Below are 17043 nucleotides of genomic sequence, written 5' to 3' on the forward strand. Positions count from 1 at the left end.
CATGCGCGACACCTTCGTCGACACCGCCACCGCCCTGCTGGACGACGACCCGCGCACGGCGGTCGTACTGGCCGACATCTCCGCCTCTGCCTTCCAGCCAGCGGCGCACCGGCATCCTGACCGGGTGCTCAACGTGGGCATCCGCGAGCAACTCATGGTCGGGGTGGCGGGTGGGCTCGCGTTGACCGGGTTGCGGCCGATCGTGCACTCGTACGCGACGTTCGTGGTGGACCGGGCTTACGAGCAGATCAAGCTCGACATCGGGCACCAGGGCGTGGGCGCGATCCTCGTGAGCGTGGGCGCCTCGTACGACGGCTCCACCGCCGGCCGCACGCACATGTCACCGGGCGATGTCGCTCTCTTCGACACGGTTGACGGGTGGACCGTCCACGTACCCGGTCACGCTGGTGAGGTGGCGCCGCTGCTGCTCGCGGCGGCCGCGCACGACGAGCCCGTGTACATCCGGCTGTCCACCCAGCACAACGCGGCGCCCCGCCCCGGCACCGGCCTGCAGACGATCAAGCAGGGACAGCGCGCGGCCGTGATCGCGGTCGGTCCGATGCTCGACCCGGTACTGGCCGCGACCGAGGGGCTCGACGTCACGGTGGCCTACACGAACACACCGCGCCCGTTCGACGTGCGGGGACTGCGGGCGCTGGGCCACCACAACGTGGTGATGGTCGAGCCGTACCTGGCCGGGACGTCGAGCGCGGTACTGGCCGAGGCGCTACGAGACGTGCCGAGCCGCGTGCTCAACCTGGGTGTGTGCCGCACCGACCTGCACCGCTACGGCAGCCCGAAGGACCACGCGCGGTGGCATGGGCTGGACGCGGAAGGCTTGCGCCGGTCGATCAGCGAGTTTGTGAATTAGAGCGCCGGGCGCGCTCGCGACCCAGGATCCAGAGGGCCTCGACGCCGTCTTTCCACGTGATCTTCTTGCCCTCTTCGCGGTTACGCGCCCGGTAGCTGATCGGCACCTCGTAGGGGCGGATGCGCTTGCGCAGCAGCTTGCCGGTGACCTCCGCCTCCATGCCGAAGCCTCGGGAGCGCACGTCGAGCGAGCGGTACAGCGCCACCGGCATCAGCTTGAAGCAGGTCTCCAGGTCGCCAATGTACGAATTGAAGAGCACATTGGCGGCCGTGGTGACCGCCTTGTTGCCCATCACGTACCAGAAGCTGTAGGCGCTGTGGCTGCCGAACGTGCGATTGCCGTAGACGACCGTGGCGCGGCCGTCGAGCACCGGGGCGAGCAGCTTGGGAATGTCCTGCGGGTCGTACTCCAGGTCGGCGTCGAGGATGACCATGTATTCACCCTCGGCGCTGTTGACCGCGGTCTTGATGGCCGCGCCCTTGCCGGCGTTGCGACGATGCGTGATCACTCGGACCCGCGCGTCGTCGACGCCTGCGAGCGCATCCGCGGTGCCGTCCCGACTGCCGTCGTCGACGACCACCATCTCGATCTCGCACGGGTAGTCGACCGCGAGGGCCTGCTTCAGGGCGTCCGCGATGCGTTCTTCCTCGTTGTAGACCGGCATGAGGATCGAAAGCTTCACGGGGATCTCCACGGTGGCTGACGGCTGGACCGGACTCAGCCTAGCTTGACCGGCTGAGCGAGGCGCGCCTGCACGGCACTTTCGGTTCGCTCAGAGGACGCGTTTGGTTTACTTCCCGCCATGCCCGCAGCCTGGACCCCGTTCGTGCTGGCGCCACCGTTGGCGTTCGCAGCGCTCGTTTACGCGGTCCGCCCGCGCGCCGACATCGTGGCGCCGCGACGCCTGGCCGCCGTCTGGGCAGCGCTCGCTGTGGGGACATATGCCGTGGTCAGCGTGGAGGTCCTGGGAGCGCTGCACGCCCTGACCGCACCCGCCGTGGCGGCCGCCTGGACCCTGGGACTGGCCGCCGCGCTGGGGCTGGCGTGGCGGCGGCGCCGGCCCGTGACGGTGGAGCGCCCGTCGTGGTCGAGGCCCGAATGGCTTCTCGCCGGCGGCATCGGCGGCCTGGTGCTCGTCGAACTGGTGATCGCACTGCTCGCCGAGCCCAACAACTTCGACTCGCAGACGTACCACCTGCCCAAGGTCGAGCACTGGGCGGCGCAGGGCGACCTGGACTTCTGGCCGACCTCGATCCACCGGCAGGTCGACATCCCGCCGGGAGCGGAGTACCTCCTGCTGCACCTGCGGCTGCTGACCGGAGGTGACGCACTCCACAATCTCGTGCAGTGGACGGCCGCGGTGGGTTGCCTCGTCGTGGCCTCCCGGATCGTCGCTCAGCTTGGCGGCTCGCGGCGGGCCCAGCTCATCGCCGCGTTCGTCGCGGGTACCACGCCGATGGTGGCGCTGCAGGCGACAAGTACCCAGACGGACCTGGTCGTGGCCGCGTGGTGCGGCTGCGTCGCGACGCTCGCGCTCGACGGCGTGTCGCGCCGGACCACGCCCGGCGCGGTGCTCGCGCTCGGCGCGGCCACCGGCCTGACCGCGCTCACCAAGACCAGTGGCCTGATCGGCGCCGGCCCGATGCTGGTGGTCTGGGGAGTCGCTCAGCTGCGCCTCTTCGGCGGGAGAGGCGCGTGGAAGGCGGTCGCCGCCGGGCTCGGCGTGATCGCGGTCGCGGCGGCCATCTTCGCGCCTTTCATGCTGCGCGTGTACTCGGAGTTCGGTCACCCCTTGGGTCCGCCCCGGCTGCGGGACTCGATCCCGATGCAGCGCCACGATCCCGGCTCGATACTGGTCAACGGGCTACGAATCGGGCACACGGCCCTGGATACCCCGCTGTCGCCGCTGCGCACCGCCAGCGCCGACGCCATCATCGGGTTCGCCGACCTGATCGGGGTCGACCCGCAGGATCGGGCCACCACGTTCGGGCGCACCGAGTTCCCCGTCCGCGCCTGGTACCCCGACGAGGACCGGGTCGCGTTTCCGATCGCGGGGACGCTCGTGCTGATCGGTGGCGTGGTCGCGCTCGCCCGGCCGCGCCGCGGTGCCGTGCGCGCGTACGCGGTCGCCTGCGCCGCCACCGTGGTCCTGCACTCCGCCATGATCAAGTGGCAGCCATGGGGGAACCGGCTGCTCATGTACGCCCTCATGCTCGGGATACCGCTCGCGGGTCTGTGGCTCGACGCGGTGCTCGCCCGGGCCGGCAGGCGCACGGCCAGAGCCGCCGTCGCCGCCGTGCTCGCCGCCTCGGCGCTGGCCGGGCTGCTCGCCGTCTCGTACGGCTTCCCGCGCCGCCTGGTCGGCACCGGCTCGCTGCTCACCACCGACTCCTGGGACACCCGGTTCCTGCGCCGGCCCGCGTGGGCGGACGAGTTCCGCTGGGCGGCCGGCCGGGTCGAGGCGGCCGGCGCCCAGCGGGTGGGCCTCGTGCAGCAGAACGACAACTGGGAGTACCCGTGGTGGCTGCTCCTGCGCGGCCACGACGACCCCGATCGGGAGATCGTGGCTCTCCAGTCCGTGCTCCCGAAGCAGCCACCGGCAGACCCGCGCTCGGTCGACGTGATCGTCTGCACGGGCGACCGCCGCGCCTGCGAGCGGCTCGTACCGGACGGCTGGCGGCTGGAGTGGCGCGGCTACGTCGGGTACGCCGAGCCCGTCACTTCTTCCGGGGGATGACGACAAGCCGGGCGACCGTGCGGTCACCGTCTTTCGCGCCGGCGACGCCAACCTCGGTGCCGACCTTCACCGCGCTCGGCTGGACCGTGTCGCGGCGCTCGCGTACCCGCAGGTCGTCGCCGAACGCCCACTCGACGGTGTACCCGTCGCTCGACTTCACGGTCACCGAGTCGTCGTCGATCGCGGTCACCTCGCCACGCTGTACGACCACGGTCTTCGGGCCGTCCTTGGTCTCCACGACGATCTCGCCGTGCAGCGTGTTCTTCCGGAGGAGCTTTCGCAGGTGCGGGCGCTCCCCGCGTGGCTTGTCCGACGCAGTCGCACTCGGCGAGGGGTCAGCCGCCTCGAACCCGATCGCGGACAGCGCCACCTGCTCCACCTCGAGCGGCGCGGGCTTCGCTCCACCACACCCCGCCAGTCCCAGGGCCAGCACACCAGCCACCGCGACGAGAACCAGACGCTTCATCGGTCTCCCTTTCCGTACCGTTGGGAGCCCCCAGACTCGGCGAGCGGCACGAGCGCACCGTCAAGCCGATGTACGGGTTTCGTAAGAGGGCAGCGTGACCGTGAATCGGGCCCCACCTTCGGGCGCGTGCCCAGCCTCGATCGTGCCGCCCAGCCGGCGTACCAGTCCCGCCGCCAGCGCCAACCCGAGGCCGCTGCCCACCTTCCGTACCCCTTCGTAGCGTTGCCGCAGCGCGCCGCGCTCGAACGCGATCGCCAGATCCTCGTCGGTGAAGCCGGGACCGCCGTCGCGCACCTCCACCACCCCCGGCGCCCGCGCGGCCACCACGAGCGGGGCACCCGCGGGCAGTACGCGCAGGGCGTTCTCCAGCAGCCCGTCCACGACCTGCCGGATCCGCCCCGGATCGGTGTGCACCGGAACATCCCCGTCGAGAAGCTCCACCCTCAGATCGATGCCGGCGGCTTCGCATCGGGGGCGCCACGACTCGGCGGCGTCCCGTACCAGGGCTGCCAGGTCGACGGGGACCGGATGCAGGGGGAAGTCGGCCGCCTCCAGCCGGGCCAACGCCAGGAGGTCGCCGACGAGCCGGTCCAGGTGCCGCGCCTCGGCCAGCATGGTCTGCCCCGTCCGCTGTGCCCCATCGGCGCCCACCACACCGTCGGCCAGCGCCTCGGCGTACCCGCTGATCGCGGTCAGCGGCGTGCGCAGCTCGTGCGAGACGGACAGCAGGAACTCCCGCTGCCGCCCCTCGCTGGTGGCCAGCGCGGCGGCGAGATCGTTGAGCGCGTACGCCAGATCGGCCGCCTCCTGCGGGGGCTCGACCGGTACCCGGACACCCCGGTCGCCCGCGCGCAGCCGGGCCGCCGCGGCGGCGGCGTTGCGGATCGGGCGCGCCAGCCGGCGGGCGAGGAGCGCGCCGGCGACAGCCCCCGCCATGAGGCCGGCGAGCAGTGGCAGCCACAGGCCGCGCAGTACCCGGAACCAGATCCCCTTGGCCGCCGGCTGAGCCAGCACCACGCCGTTTCCGCCCGGCAGCGCTCGACCGACCACAATGGACCTCTCACCGGCGACGACCCGCCGTCCGTTGAAGTTCCGGCCGGCGGCCACGCGGTCGACCACCTGTGACGGCAGGCCGGGCCGGTCGGCCACTCCGGCACGGATCAGGTACGCGTCGATGCCCTGGTTGCGCAGTTGGCGGATGACCCGTTCCTCGTCGGCGGTGCGGCCCCGGTCGAGCCGCGGGCGGAGCACCTCGGCGGTGAGCCGTGCCTGCGCCACCAGCGCTTGGCGGGCGTCGCGGTCCACCGAGCGCACCGTGACGGGTACCGAGATCAGCACGGTCACCAACACGGACACGACCGCCACCGCGCAGCCGGAGAGGATCGCGCGAGCGGTGAGCGTGCCTGTCCTACGCATCGGCCGCGTACCCGACGCCCCGGTGCGTGCGGAGTACGGCCGCACCGTCGCCGAGCTTGGCCCGCACCTGCGCCACGTGTACGTCGACCGTGCGGGTACCGGCCTGCGCGCCGTATCCCCATACGCTCGCCAGCAACTCCTCGCGCGTGAACACCCGACCGGGTCGCCCCATCAAGCGCGCCAGCAGGTCGAACTCGGTCGACGTCAGCCGCACCGGCGCACCGTCCACTGTGACCGTTCGACGGCCGGGGTCGAGCGTGACCGGACCGACGGTGTGCGGCCGCTCCTCGGGAGTACCGGCTGTACGGCGCAGCACGGCGCGGATGCGGGCAACCAGTTCTCGCGGGCTGAACGGCTTGGTGACGTAGTCGTCGGCGCCCAGTTCGAGGCCGACGATCCGGTCCACCTCGTCGTCGCGGGCGGTCAGGAAGATGACGGGTGTCCAGTCGCCACCTTCGCGCAACCGCCGGCAGATCTCCGTGCCGTCGATTCCCGGCAGGGCGATGTCGAGTACGCACGCGACGGGCCGGAGCCGCCGCGCGGCCGCGAGACCGGCCTCACCGTCCCGCTCCACGTGCACGCCGAAGCCCTCGCGGACCAGGTACATGCGGACCAGATCGGCGATCGACCGCTCGTCCTCGACCACGAGGACCAGGCCCTTCGCGGGGTTCACGGGCACCATGATGCCCGCATGACGGCGCTTCCGATGTTCGGATCAGGTTTGGGTTTTCGCGTCGGGGAGCGTCCTTGCGGCAGGACGCTCCCCGACCGCGTCAGGCGGCAGCCGGCACGGGCGGCGCCATCGGCGCCTGGACTCGCGGTGCCTCGTGAACGCGCTGCGCCATCGACCGGGGACGGAAGGCGTGGCTGAGCAGTGCGTCCAGGTGCCAGACCTGCTTCGGGTGACCAGTCTTGATCCAGAACCGCTCGCGTACGCCGTCGACGGCGGTGGCGGCGAGCTCGACCGCGGAGAGGCGCGGGTCCGGGTTCCAGGTGACGTTGCTGAGGTGTCGCAGTTCGGTGTTCAGGTGCAGCCGCAAGCGGTGCAGCATGCGAGTTTCCTGCGTTACCACCAGGCGGCGGTAGGTCAACAGCAGCAGGAACTCGCCGTGCATCGGACGGTCAGGCCGTAGGCAACGGCTGACGAGTACGGTCGCGTCGTCGGCTTCCACACAGCGGCGAAAAACCGGCATGTGACGGCTCACGGTCGGGATGGCGACCCCGGCCTCGGCGGCTGCAGGCAAGAACGTTCGTGAGAAGACGTCCATGCCGCGTTTAACGACGTGCTAACGGGATATGTCGCGGGTTACCGCAGAAGTTCCACGATCGTCGCGTTTGCCATGCCGCCGCCCTCGCACATCGTCTGCAAGCCGTAACGGATGTCGTTGTCACGCATGTGTTGCAGCATCGTCGTCATGATGCGGGCGCCGGAGCCGCCGAGCGGATGCCCCAACGCGATCGCGCCGCCGCGAGGGTTGAGGCGATCGGGATCCGCCTCGGTTTCGGCCAGCCACGCCAGCGGTACAGGTGCGAATGCCTCATTCACCTCGTACACGCCGATTTCCTCGATGCCCAGCCCCGCGCGGCGCAATGCCTTTGCCGTGGCCGGAATCGGTGCCGTCAGCATGATGACCGGGTCGTCGGCCGCGACGACCGCGGTGTGAATGCGGGCCAGTGGCCGCAGGCCGCGCCCGCGCGCCCACTCCGACGTGGTGACCGCGAGGGCGGCGGCGCCGTCGGAGATCTGCGACGCGGAGCCGGCCGTCACCACGCCGTCCGGCTTGAACGGCGTCGCCAGCTCGCCCAGCTTCGCCAACGAGGTGTCGCGACGCACGCCCTCATCGGCGTCGACCCCGCCGATCGGCGCGATCTCCTCCTTGAACGCGCCCGCGTCCTGCGCGGCCGCCGCCTTCTCGTGGCTGGCGAGCGAGTACTCGTCGAGCCGAGCCCGCGAAAAGCCCCACCGCTCCGCGATCATCTCCGCGCCGACGCCCTGGCTGAACCCCTGATCGCCGTACCGCTCCCGGATCCCCTCACCGAACGGCCACGCCCCGGCCGCGCTCGACCCCATTGGCACCCGTGTCATCGACTCCACGCCACCGGCCACGACCAGATCAGCCTGGCCAGCGAGCACGGTAGCGGCCGCGAAGTGCAGGGCCTGCTGGCTGGAGCCGCACTGGCGATCGAGCGTGGTGCCCGGCACCGACTCGGGCCAGCCCGCGCCGAGCACGGCGTTGCGCCCGACGTTCCACGACTGCTCGCCCACCTGCGAGACGCAGCCCCACACGACGTCGTCCACGTCGGCCGGGTCGAGCCCACTGCGCTCGGCGAGCGCGCGCAGCACATGTGCCGACAGGTCGACGGGATGGATGCCGGCCAGGCCGCCCTTGCGCCGGCCGACCGGGGTGCGCACGGCGCCGACGATGACCGCGTCTCTCATATTCACCGACACTACTCTGGAGTAGGTGGATGCCTGTAGCTGGCGCGTGCCCCCCAAAATCCCGATCGTGAAGCTCACCGCCGCGGTCGGTGTGCTGGCCGTCGGGCTGCTCTTCGATGACGGCGACGTGGTGCGACTGGTGCTGGCCGCGGTGGTCGCCGCCGGGCTCGCCGGCTGGGCGGCGCGCGACCTGATCGCGAAGGTGCGGGTCGCCGCCGACCCTGAGGGCGTAACGGTGGTCACGGGTCTCGCCGGCCGTCGCCGGCTGGCCTGGTCGCAGATCGAGGGGGTACGCGTCGACACCCGGCCGCGTCTCGGAATGCGCTCGGAGACCCTGGAGATCGACGCCGGCGACCAGATCCTCGTGTTCTCCGAGTCCGACCTGGGCACCCCACCGTCCGAGGTGGCAGCGACGCTGTCCCGCCTCTTAGAGGAGGGCGGCTGTGCGGACCAGAGCGGCCACCGCTAGCAGGACCACTACCGCGGCGCAGCCGCCGACCTGTACAGCCGTGCGGGCGGTGCGCGGGGCGTAGGCGAGGATCACGGCCACGATGCCGCCGAAGACCATGCCGCCGAGGTGGCCGGCGATCGAGATGCCGGGCACGGTGAAGGTGAAGACCAGGTTGATCACCAGGATGGGGATCACGGCGGACGTGTCGCGGCCCAGCTTTCGCATGATCACGAACAGCGCCGCGAACAGCCCGAAGATCGCGCCCGAGGCGCCCGCCGTCTCCTGGTTGGGCGCGGAGAAGATGTAGACCGCGACGTTGCCGCCCAGCCCGGCGATCAGGTACAGCGCGGCGAAGCGCACCGGCCCGAGCACCGCCTCCAGCGGGCGCCCCAGGATCCACAGCGCCCACATGTTCATCAACAGGTGCGCGATGCCGTACTGGATGAACATCGCCGTGAACAGGCGGTACACCTCGCCGGCAGCGATACCGTGCCACGTCGGGTCGAACGCGGTGTACGGGGCGTATCCGATGACCGAGCCCCACCGGGTCAGCGCGTTGCTGCTACCCATGAGACCACCGATGCCGCCCCCGACCAGTGCCTGGATACCACCGATGGCGGTGGAGATCAGCATCACGATCACGTTGATGCCGAGGAGCGCCTTGGTGACGTACCCCTCGCGGCCGGCGGCACCGCCACCGAAGGCGGTGCGCGCCGACCGCTGGGTCCGGCGTCCCTCCGCTACGCACTCCGGGCACTGATGGCCGACGGAGGCTGCGCGCATGCAGTCCGGGCAGATGGGTCGGTCACATCGCACACACCGGACATACGTCTCCCGGGACGGGTGGCGGTAGCAGACCGGCACAGTCACGGGAGTATCACTCATGGAGCAAAGGTACCTGTCAGGCGCCGGTGCGCTGGATCTCCACGCGCTCGATGATGACGTCCTGGATGGGCCGGTCACCGGGCGCGGTGCGGGTGTTGGCGATGGAGTCGACGACCTTGGCGGATGCCTCGTCGGCCACCTGGCCGAAGATCGTGTGCCGCCGGTTCAGGTGCGGGGTCGGGCCCACCGTGATGAAGAACTGCGAGCCGTTGGTGCCGGGCCCGGCGTTCGCCATCGCGAGCAGGTACGGCCGGTCGAAGCTGAGCTCCGGGTGGAACTCGTCTTCGAACGTGAACCCGGGTCCACCGCGACCGGTGCCGGTCGGGTCGCCCATCTGGACCATGAAGCCACTGATCACCCGGTGCGAGAGCGTGCCGTCGTAGTACGGCCCACTGCCCGGCTGGCCGGTGCGCGGGTCGGTGTACGGCTTGGTGCCCTCGGCCAGTTCCACGAAGTTGCGGACGGTCTTCGGCGCGTGGTTCGGGAAAAGCTCCAGCCGGATGTCACCGTGATTGGTGTGCAGAGTGGCGTATAGAGCGTCAGCCACGGGTACTCCTCGGTCGTTGGTCAGTATCTGGCGATCCTCCCATGTGCCCAGTTCCGACACTTCGGAGGTATCCGAAGGTGCAGGATGGCGGAGGAGCCACACCGAAGGAGGGGACGCGGTGTTCAGCTTGGGACTACGGCGCAGGACACACGGTCAGATCGCACGGGCCGAGCTGGGTGAAAGCTTTGATCACTTCCGGCAGGCTGCCACGCACGCCGCCACCGGGATGGGCGAGACCCTCGGGCCGCTGGCGGCCGCCGCGGCGGCGAACGCCCGGCAAGCCGGTGACGCGGCCCGCCGTGCGAAGGCGAAGAATCTCACAGCGATAAACAAGAAAAAGGAGTCGCGAATGTCGCGTAAGCGTTGGCCGATGCTCGCCGGGCTGCTCGCAGCCGGTGCCGCTGTCGGCGCGGTGGGCGCACTGGTGAAGCGCCGTCGCCGGCAGCACGAGTGGGAGGAGTACGACCCCACTCAGGCGCTCGAGTCGCCGGCTGACGCGCCGGACGACGTGCTGTACTCGGCGACCGACGCCACGACGTCGCCGACACCCGCCGACACCGCGGTGGAGACGTCGCGCAACAGCCGCCCGTAGGTAGGGGCGGGCGCCGCTGCGGCTGGTCTAGAGCCAGCCGCGGCGGCGGAAGAAGCGGTACAGGACGAGGGAGATGCCGAGCATCACGGCCAGTACGACCGGGTACCCGTACGTCCAGTTCAGCTCCGGCATGTGCGTGAAGTTCATGCCGTAAATACCCGCGATGGCGGTCCAGACGGCCGCGATACCGGCCCAGGCCGCGATCTTCCGCATGTCGTTGTTCTGGTCGACGGTCACCTGGGCCAGCCGCGCCTGGAGTACCGAGTTGAGCAGGTCGTCATACGAGTTGATCTGCTCGACGGTGCGGGTGAGGTGGTCCTGGACGTCCCGGAAGTACCGCCGGATCTCCTTGGGCACCTCCCGGTTGACCTGGGCGGTGAGCGTGAGCAGCGGCCGCTGGAGCGGCACGACCGCCCGCTTGAACTCCACGAGCTCCCGCTTCATCTGGTAGATCCGCTGGATGCGGCTGTGTGAGCTGCGCGAGAACACCTCGGCCTCAAGAGCGTCGAGGTCGACCTCGACCTGGTCGGCGACCTCGACGTACAGGTCGACCACCCGGTCGGTGACCGCGTACGCCACCGACCACGGCCCTTGAGCCAGCAGATCCTGCTTCTTCTCCAGGTCGGCCCGCACCGGCGAGAGCCGGCAGGCGTCGCCGTGCCGCACGGAGATCACGAATCCGGGCCCGATCAACAGCATCACCTGGCCGGTCTCGACGACCTCGGAGGTCTCGGTGACCTCGCCCTTCCCGACGTACCGGGCGGTACGCAGGACCAGCGAGCTGACGTCTCCGAACCGCTCCAGCTTGGGCCGCTGCTCGGCCTTGACCGCGTCTTCGACGACCAGTTCGTGCAGGCCGTAGGTCTCGGCGATGCCGGCCATCTCGGCCTGGGTGGGCTCGTGCAGACCCAGCCAGACGAACGCGTTGCGCTGCCGCTGCTGGCGTGCCTCGGTCAGGGCGTCGGCGTACTGCCACTCGCCGGACTGGCGCTCACCGTCGACGTACAGGGCGCAGTCGACGATCGCGCTGCGTTCGGGCGACTCCGGATGTGCCGGACGCCGGCCGTTGTCGGTGGGGCTGAGCATGCGGGTCATGGCGCGCCGCATGGGCGCCGTCCACGTGCGAGCGATGGGACGCTGGTCCGCCATGTGCATAAGCCTAAGCGGGCTGGCGCCGGGCGGACCGGCCGCAGTCGGGGGGTGGGGTGCGAGCGGCCCACCCGGCGCCAAGGGGGCGGGGGATTGCTGGCTGCATTGTGATCCGGACGCCAGCCGCAGGGGAACCCGTGACCCCTGAGGCTGGCGCATTGTCGGAAATCCGACACAAGATCTCAGCCGCGCACCGCCTCGACAGCTGCGGCGAGCCTGCGTACACCCTCTTCGATCTGGTCGACCGTCACCGCGGAGAAGGCCAGGCGCAGCGCGCCCTCGCCGCCTTCGAGCACGAAATCGCTGCCCTTGACCACGGCCACGCCACGCTCGGCGGCCGCCGCGAAGACCTTGTCGGCCGAGATGCCTTCGGGCAGCTCGATCCACAGGAAGTAGCCGCCGTCGGGCTCGGTGAAGCGAACGCCGGGGATGTGCTGGCGCAGCGCGGTCGCCAGCAGGCTGGCCCGCTCGCCCAACGCGGCGCTCACGGTCTGGATCGAGCGGTCGATGTCGCCGGAGACGCAGAACTGGTGCACGATCGCCTGGGCGACCATGCCGGGCGAGATGTAGAGGTTGGTCGCCCGCTTCGCGATGTCGGCGATCAGCGCGGCGGGGCCGACCAGGTATCCGACCCGGACACCGGGGCAGACCGTCTTGGTGAAGCTGGAGGCGTGCACCACGACGCCCTTGTCGTCCATGGAGAGCATCGAGGGCAGCGCCTCGCCACGGAAGCGGATGTCCGCGTACGGGTCGTCTTCGAAGATCGTGAAGCCGTACTCAGCTGCCAGGTCGAGCAGCGCCCGCCGCTTCTCCAGGGAGAGCGTGACGCCGGCCGGATTCTGGTAGTTCGGGATGATGTGCGCCAGCTTGGGGCGGACTCCCGATTCGAGCAGCTTGCGCAGCTCATCGGTGTCGACGCCGTCCGGCTGGATGGTCACCTGGTGAACCTGGCCACCCTTGTTCCGCAGGTTGAGCAGCGTCCGGTCGTACGTCGGGCGCTCGACGACCACCGCGTCGCCACTCTGTACCAGGTAGTCGAACAGGAACGCGTCGGCCTGGAGCGAGCCGTTGGTGACGAGTACCTGGTCGGCCGAGACGCCGTGCTTGTCAGCGATCCACTTTCGGAGGGGCGGGTAGCCGACGGACGTCCCGTAGGCGGTGATGCCGGCGGGGTCGGCGTCGAAGGCGCGGACGGCCGCGGCCTTGAGGCCCTCGACATCCACGATGTCCAGCGAAGGCGCGCCACGGGCGAAAGAGATCAACTGCTCGGTGGTCATGGTTGTCCAGCGTACGGTGTCCCTTGCACAGGCAGGTGACTAGATTCAACGGGTGGCCACAGAACCCCTGCGCTGCGCGGGAGCCTTGATCGTCGATGACGACGGTCGAATTTTCATCCAGCGCCGGTCACCCGATCGGCGGCTGTTCCCCGATACGTGGGACATCGTGGGCGGTCACGTCGAATCAGGCGAGACGCTCGAAGAAGCCCTGTATCGGGAAGTTCAGGAGGAAACCGGCTGGCGCGTGTCCGTCGTCATCGGTCTCATCGGCGAGTACACCTACACCGGCAACGACGGCATCCAGCGCGTGGAGACCGACTACCTCGTACGCGTCGACGGCGATCTGGCCAGGCCCCAACTGGAGGCCGGCAAGCACACCGAGTTCCGCTGGCTCACGGAGAGTGAGATCGAGGTACTCGACGAGCACCGAGACGTCAACGACGGCCTGATCAGGACCATCGCGGAAGACGGCTTCGCGGCGCTCCATGCCATCGGGCTGTGACGCACGGCTATCCTCACCCCGACCCCTCGGTATAAGGACCCCTCGAAAGGATCGGCACATGATCGGCTTGGTACTGGCCGCCGGCGCCGGGCGGAGACTGCGCCCGTACACGGACACGCTCCCCAAGGCCCTGGTGCCGGTCGACGGTGAGACCACGATCTTCGACATCGCGCTGCGCAACCTCGCCGAGGTGGGACTCAGGGACGTCACCGTGGTTGTCGGGTACCGCGCCGAGGCGGTCGAGTCCCGCCAGGCGGCCCTGCAGGACAAGTACGGCGTACGGCTCACCCTCGTGCACAACGACAAGGCCGAGGAGTGGAACAACGCGTACTCGCTGTGGCTGGCCCGCGAGCACTTCGCCCAGGGGGCGCTGCTCGTCAACGGCGACACCGTGCACCCGTCCAGCATCGAGAAGACGCTGCTCGCCCAGCGTGGCCCGAGCGTCCTGCTGGCCATCGACAACGTCAAGAAGCTGGCCGACGAGGAGATGAAGACCGTCTTCGACGACAGTGGCCAGCTCACGAAGATCACCAAGCTGATGGATCCGGCCGAGGCGTTCGGCGAGTACATCGGTGCCACGCTGATCGAGCCGCACGCCGCCGCCGGGCTCGCCGACGCGCTCGAAGCCACCTGGCAGCGCGACCCCAACCTCTACTACGAGGATGGGTACCAGGAGTACGCCAGCCGTGGCGGTGAGGTACGTGCCGCCACCATCGGCTCGGTCGATTGGGTCGAGGTGGACAACCACGACGACCTCGCCCGGGCACGGGAGATCGCATGCCGCTACTAGCCCGTACCGTCAACACTCCGCTCGCCATCGAGGTACGCCGGGGCGCCGTCGCCGAGCTCGGTGCGCTGCTCGCCGACCGGCGCATCTCCGGTGGCGGTGACGTGGCGGTGGTGATCGGCCCCGGCCAGGGCGAGAAGATCGCTGAGCTGATCCGCCCCGGGCTCGGCCGCGCCGACCTGTTCACGGTCAGCGGCGGCACCCTCGACTCAGCCCTGGAGCTAGGCAACAAGCTGCGCCAGCGCTCGTACGACGCGGTCGTCGGCATCGGCGGCGGTAAGACCATCGACACCGCCAAGTACGCGGCCTCCCGGTACGCCATCCCGATGGTGACCGTGGCGACAAGCCTCGCGAACGACGGCATCGCGTCACCGGTCGCCTCGCTCGATCACGACGGCGGGCGCGGCTCCTATGGCGTGCACATCCCGATCGCGGTGGTCGTCGACCTCGACTTCGTCGAAAACGGTCCCGACCGGCAGACCCAGGCCGGCATCGGTGACGCGCTCAGCAACATCAACGCGGTCGCCGACTGGGAGCTCGCCCACCAGGTGCGCGGCGAGCCGATCGACGGGCTCTCCGTGGCGCTCGCCCGCACCAGCGCGGAGGCCCTGCTCAACCACCCCGGCACGATCACCGACGACGGCTTCCTGACCACGCTGGCCGAGACGCTGATCATGGGTGGCCTGGCGATGTCGATCTGCGGGTCGAGCCGTCCCGCCAGCGGCAGCTGCCACGAGATCTCGCACGCCATCGACCTGCTGCTGCCCTGCACGGCGTCGCACGGCGAGCAGGTCGGGCTCGGCGCGCTCTTCTGCACGTTCCTGCGCGGCGACACGGCCGGCTTCACCAGCCTCAGGGCCGCCCTGCTCCGGCACGGGCTGGCCACGGCGCCGGCCGACCTGGGCATCTCCGACGACGACTTCGTGGATGTTGTCGCGCACGCGCCGTCCACCCGGCCCGACCGGTACACGATCTTGGAACACCTGGCGATGGAGAAGGACGAGATCCGCGCCCGGCTGGCAGACTACGTCGATGCAGTCGGCGACCGTCACTAGGCCCGGCGCGGGCGATTTCTACCGGGTCAACCGCGGCGGCGGCCTCTTCAGCGAGGCCATCAGCCAGCGGATCGGCGCGCGGTTCGCGGTGGCGGCGGAGCGGCTCGGGGTCGCGCCCACGGCGCTCACCCTCGCCAACCTGGTGCTCGGGCTCGGCACCTCGATCGCGGTGGTCGCTCTGGCCGAGCCGGTCGCGGATGATCGGGTACCGGCCTGGCTCGTCGGCCTGATCGCACTGGTGGGCTGGCAGGTGGCGTACGCGTTGGACTGCGCCGACGGCCAGCTGGCCCGGGTCACCGGGCGCACCAGCTCGGCGGGCGCCCGGGTCGACGTACTGTGCGACGTGGCGGCCCAGATCGCCCTGGTCACCGCGCTGTCGGCGACCGCCGTGGCGCAGCGGCCGTCGACGCCGGCGTGGCTGGTGTCCGCGTTCGCCGGCACCTGGATGGTCAACCTGGTCACCTCGGTCATGCAGTCCGGCCCGAACGCCGAGAGCATGGTGCCGTCGCGCTCGCTGCCCGTACGGCTAGTGAAGCTGATCCGCGACTATGGAGCGGTGATCTTCGTGGCGGCCCTCGTGCTGCTGGTGGCGCCGGCCTTGTCGGTGTGGCTGATCGCCGCGTTCACCCTCGTCAACGGAGGGTTCCTGCTGGCGAGCATCGGGTTCTCGGCTCGGAAGGCCCTGCGCTAACGGATCTCCGCTCGGGCGGGGCGCATGTCGGCGTACACCTCGATCAGACGGCGGACGAGCACGTCGGGGTGGAACGTGCGCTCGTAGCGCGACCTCGCCATCGGCGCCAGCGTGGCGGCGCCGTCGCGCGCTGCTGGCAGCGCGGAGGCCAGCGCGCCCGCCTCGGCGGGCACCACCCAACCGGCGTCGCCGACCAGATAAGGAATGCCGCCGAGCGCGGTGCCAAGCACCGGCCGCCCTGACGACAGCGCCTCGAGCACCACCGTGGGCAGCACGTCGTGCCAGGTCGAGGTGGCCATCACGACGGCCGTGGAGCGAAGTGCCGCGCGGACGCCGTCACGATCGAGAGGGCCGAGAAACTCCACGTCGGTGCGCGCGGCGGCAGCGGCCTCGACCAGCGGGCGCAGCTCGCCGTCGCCCGCGATCCGCAGCGTGCCCAGCGAGCCGTCGGTGTGCCGCTGCCAGGCGTCGAGCAGCAGGCCGACGCCCTTTTCCGGCGAGAGGCGGCCGAGGAAGAGGAACCCGTCACCGAGCGGCGCGGGGGCACCCGGATCGGGTATCCCGTTGGGCTTGACCACGATCCGATCGGCCGGGATGCCGTAGTCGTGCAGGTGCTCGGCGATGCCCTCGGTCAACGCGATGTACCGGTCGACGGAGCGCCACGTGGGCCGATGCACGGCGAGCGTGGTCGCCATCAGGGCGCTCTGCACCCGTGACCCGCGGTAGCACTTGTGCACCACGGCCGGGACGCCGACGAAGCGGCCCCGGCAGTCCTTGCAGATGCCGCCATCCCGGAAGTACAGGCCGGACGAGCACACCTGGCGGTAGTTGTGGACGGTCTGCACCACCGGCACGCCGAACTTGTGTGCGGTGCGCACCACCCAGGGCGACAGCAGCGGGTACGGGTTGTGCAGGTGCAGCACGTCGGGCCGCTCCAGCCGGAGCAGCTCGGCCAGGTCGCGCTGGGCGCTCGGCGCGTAGATCGGCGAGATCGGCAGCAGCGCCTTGCCGGCCAGCGGCAGGTTGGCGATCGCGTCGGAGCTGCGCAGGAACGGCACCACCGTCACGCCCGCCGCGGCGAGCTGGCCGATCTCCTGATCGACGATGATGTTTTCCCCCGAGGGCTGAGCCTCGCGGTAGCGGTTGTGCGCGACCACCACTTTCACGGTGTACGACG

General features: G+C 70.3%; 19 protein-coding genes. 8 read left to right on the top strand and 11 right to left on the bottom strand.

Going from position 1 to position 17043, the window contains the following annotated elements:
• Position 1: 1 nt before the first annotated feature.
• On the top strand, positions 2 to 871 hold the full coding sequence (locus QMG73_RS01920; protein ID WP_281891972.1) for a transketolase family protein: 870 nt from the start codon (positions 2 to 4) through the stop codon (positions 869 to 871).
• On the opposite strand, the gene QMG73_RS01925 is transcribed toward QMG73_RS01920, so the two are convergent.
• On the bottom strand, positions 852 to 1553 hold the full coding sequence (locus QMG73_RS01925; RefSeq protein WP_281891974.1) for a glycosyltransferase family 2 protein: 702 nt from the start codon (positions 1551 to 1553) through the stop codon (positions 852 to 854). The genes QMG73_RS01920 and QMG73_RS01925 overlap by 20 nt on opposite strands.
• A 120-nt stretch (positions 1554 to 1673) precedes the next feature.
• Between QMG73_RS01925 and QMG73_RS01930 the strand changes: the two genes are divergently transcribed.
• Positions 1674 to 3608, top strand: a complete 1935-nt coding sequence (locus QMG73_RS01930) for a hypothetical protein (RefSeq protein WP_281891975.1) — start codon at positions 1674 to 1676, stop codon at positions 3606 to 3608.
• Here the strand turns inward: QMG73_RS01930 and QMG73_RS01935 are convergent.
• The 5 genes from QMG73_RS01935 to QMG73_RS01955 form a co-directional block, all read right to left on the bottom strand.
• Entirely contained in the window at positions 3589 to 4074 is a 486-nt protein-coding gene (locus QMG73_RS01935) for an LPS-assembly lipoprotein LptE (protein WP_281891977.1), read from the bottom strand. The genes QMG73_RS01930 and QMG73_RS01935 overlap by 20 nt on opposite strands.
• Positions 4075 to 4134: 60 nt before the next feature.
• On the bottom strand, positions 4135 to 5490 hold the full coding sequence (locus QMG73_RS01940; RefSeq protein WP_309299417.1) for a sensor histidine kinase: 1356 nt from the start codon (positions 5488 to 5490) through the stop codon (positions 4135 to 4137).
• On the bottom strand, positions 5483 to 6163 hold the full coding sequence (locus QMG73_RS01945) for a response regulator transcription factor (RefSeq protein WP_281891979.1): 681 nt from the start codon (positions 6161 to 6163) through the stop codon (positions 5483 to 5485). Before QMG73_RS01945 ends, QMG73_RS01940 begins: the two co-directional genes overlap by 8 nt.
• Positions 6164 to 6263: 100 nt before the next feature.
• Positions 6264 to 6758, bottom strand: coding sequence for a hypothetical protein (locus QMG73_RS01950; protein ID WP_281891980.1), 495 nt, complete (start codon positions 6756 to 6758; stop codon positions 6264 to 6266).
• Positions 6759 to 6796: 38 nt separating this feature from the next.
• Entirely contained in the window at positions 6797 to 7930 is a 1134-nt protein-coding gene (locus tag QMG73_RS01955; protein ID WP_281891981.1) for an acetyl-CoA C-acyltransferase, read from the bottom strand.
• 67 nt (positions 7931 to 7997) lie between these two features.
• On the opposite strand from QMG73_RS01955, the gene QMG73_RS01960 reads away from it, so the two are divergent.
• Positions 7998 to 8399, top strand: coding sequence for a PH domain-containing protein (locus QMG73_RS01960; protein ID WP_281891983.1), 402 nt, complete (start codon positions 7998 to 8000; stop codon positions 8397 to 8399).
• Here QMG73_RS01960 and QMG73_RS01965 read toward each other — a convergent pair.
• Together QMG73_RS01965 and QMG73_RS01970 are read right to left on the bottom strand one after the other, a co-directional pair.
• Positions 8358 to 9266: a rhomboid family intramembrane serine protease gene (locus QMG73_RS01965; RefSeq protein WP_281891984.1), complete on the bottom strand. Its 909-nt coding sequence runs from the start codon at positions 9264 to 9266 to the stop codon at positions 8358 to 8360. The two genes, QMG73_RS01960 and QMG73_RS01965, sit on opposite strands and share 42 nt — an antisense overlap.
• Positions 9267 to 9282: 16 nt before the next feature.
• The gene (locus tag QMG73_RS01970; protein WP_281891985.1) at positions 9283 to 9813 is read right to left on the bottom strand and encodes a peptidylprolyl isomerase; all 531 of its coding nucleotides are present in this window, start codon (positions 9811 to 9813) and stop codon (positions 9283 to 9285) included.
• A 349-nt stretch (positions 9814 to 10162) separates the two neighbouring features.
• Here QMG73_RS01970 and QMG73_RS01975 point away from each other — a divergent pair, with 349 nt between their 5' ends.
• Positions 10163 to 10405, top strand: coding sequence for a hypothetical protein (locus QMG73_RS01975; protein WP_281891986.1), 243 nt, complete (start codon positions 10163 to 10165; stop codon positions 10403 to 10405).
• A 27-nt stretch (positions 10406 to 10432) separates the two neighbouring features.
• Here the strand turns inward: QMG73_RS01975 and corA are convergent, their stop codons facing one another.
• Positions 10433 to 11554, bottom strand: coding sequence for a magnesium/cobalt transporter CorA (gene corA / locus QMG73_RS01980; RefSeq protein WP_281891988.1), 1122 nt, complete (start codon positions 11552 to 11554; stop codon positions 10433 to 10435).
• A gap of 182 nt (positions 11555 to 11736) precedes the next feature.
• Positions 11737 to 12831, bottom strand: coding sequence for an aminotransferase-like domain-containing protein (locus QMG73_RS01985; protein WP_281891989.1), 1095 nt, complete (start codon positions 12829 to 12831; stop codon positions 11737 to 11739).
• 52 nt (positions 12832 to 12883) lie between these two features.
• On the opposite strand from QMG73_RS01985, the gene QMG73_RS01990 reads away from it, so the two are divergent.
• The 4 genes from QMG73_RS01990 to QMG73_RS02005 are packed head-to-tail and all read left to right on the top strand — an operon-like array spanning position 12884 to position 15866.
• On the top strand, positions 12884 to 13333 hold the full coding sequence (locus QMG73_RS01990) for an NUDIX hydrolase (RefSeq protein WP_281891990.1): 450 nt from the start codon (positions 12884 to 12886) through the stop codon (positions 13331 to 13333).
• 58 nt (positions 13334 to 13391) lie between these two features.
• Positions 13392 to 14123 carry a phosphocholine cytidylyltransferase family protein gene (locus QMG73_RS01995; RefSeq protein ID WP_281891992.1) on the top strand — a complete coding sequence of 244 codons (732 nt, stop codon included), beginning with the start codon at positions 13392 to 13394 and terminating at the stop codon, positions 14121 to 14123.
• A complete protein-coding gene (locus QMG73_RS02000) occupies positions 14111 to 15175 on the top strand; it encodes an iron-containing alcohol dehydrogenase family protein (protein ID WP_281891994.1) in 1065 nt (354 codons plus the stop codon). Before QMG73_RS01995 ends, QMG73_RS02000 begins: the two co-directional genes overlap by 13 nt.
• Complete coding sequence (locus QMG73_RS02005) at positions 15153 to 15866, top strand: CDP-alcohol phosphatidyltransferase family protein (RefSeq protein ID WP_281891995.1); 714 nt, start codon at positions 15153 to 15155, stop codon at positions 15864 to 15866. The genes QMG73_RS02000 and QMG73_RS02005 overlap by 23 nt, the downstream gene beginning before the upstream one ends.
• Here the strand turns inward: QMG73_RS02005 and QMG73_RS02010 are convergent.
• Complete coding sequence (locus QMG73_RS02010; RefSeq protein WP_281891996.1) at positions 15863 to 17032, bottom strand: glycosyltransferase family 4 protein; 1170 nt, start codon at positions 17030 to 17032, stop codon at positions 15863 to 15865. The genes QMG73_RS02005 and QMG73_RS02010 overlap by 4 nt on opposite strands.
• Between the last annotated feature and the right edge of the window lie 11 nt (positions 17033 to 17043).

The sequence above is a fragment of the Phytohabitans aurantiacus genome (assembly GCF_027923225.1).
GTDB lineage: Bacteria > Actinomycetota > Actinomycetes > Mycobacteriales > Micromonosporaceae > Phytohabitans > Phytohabitans aurantiacus.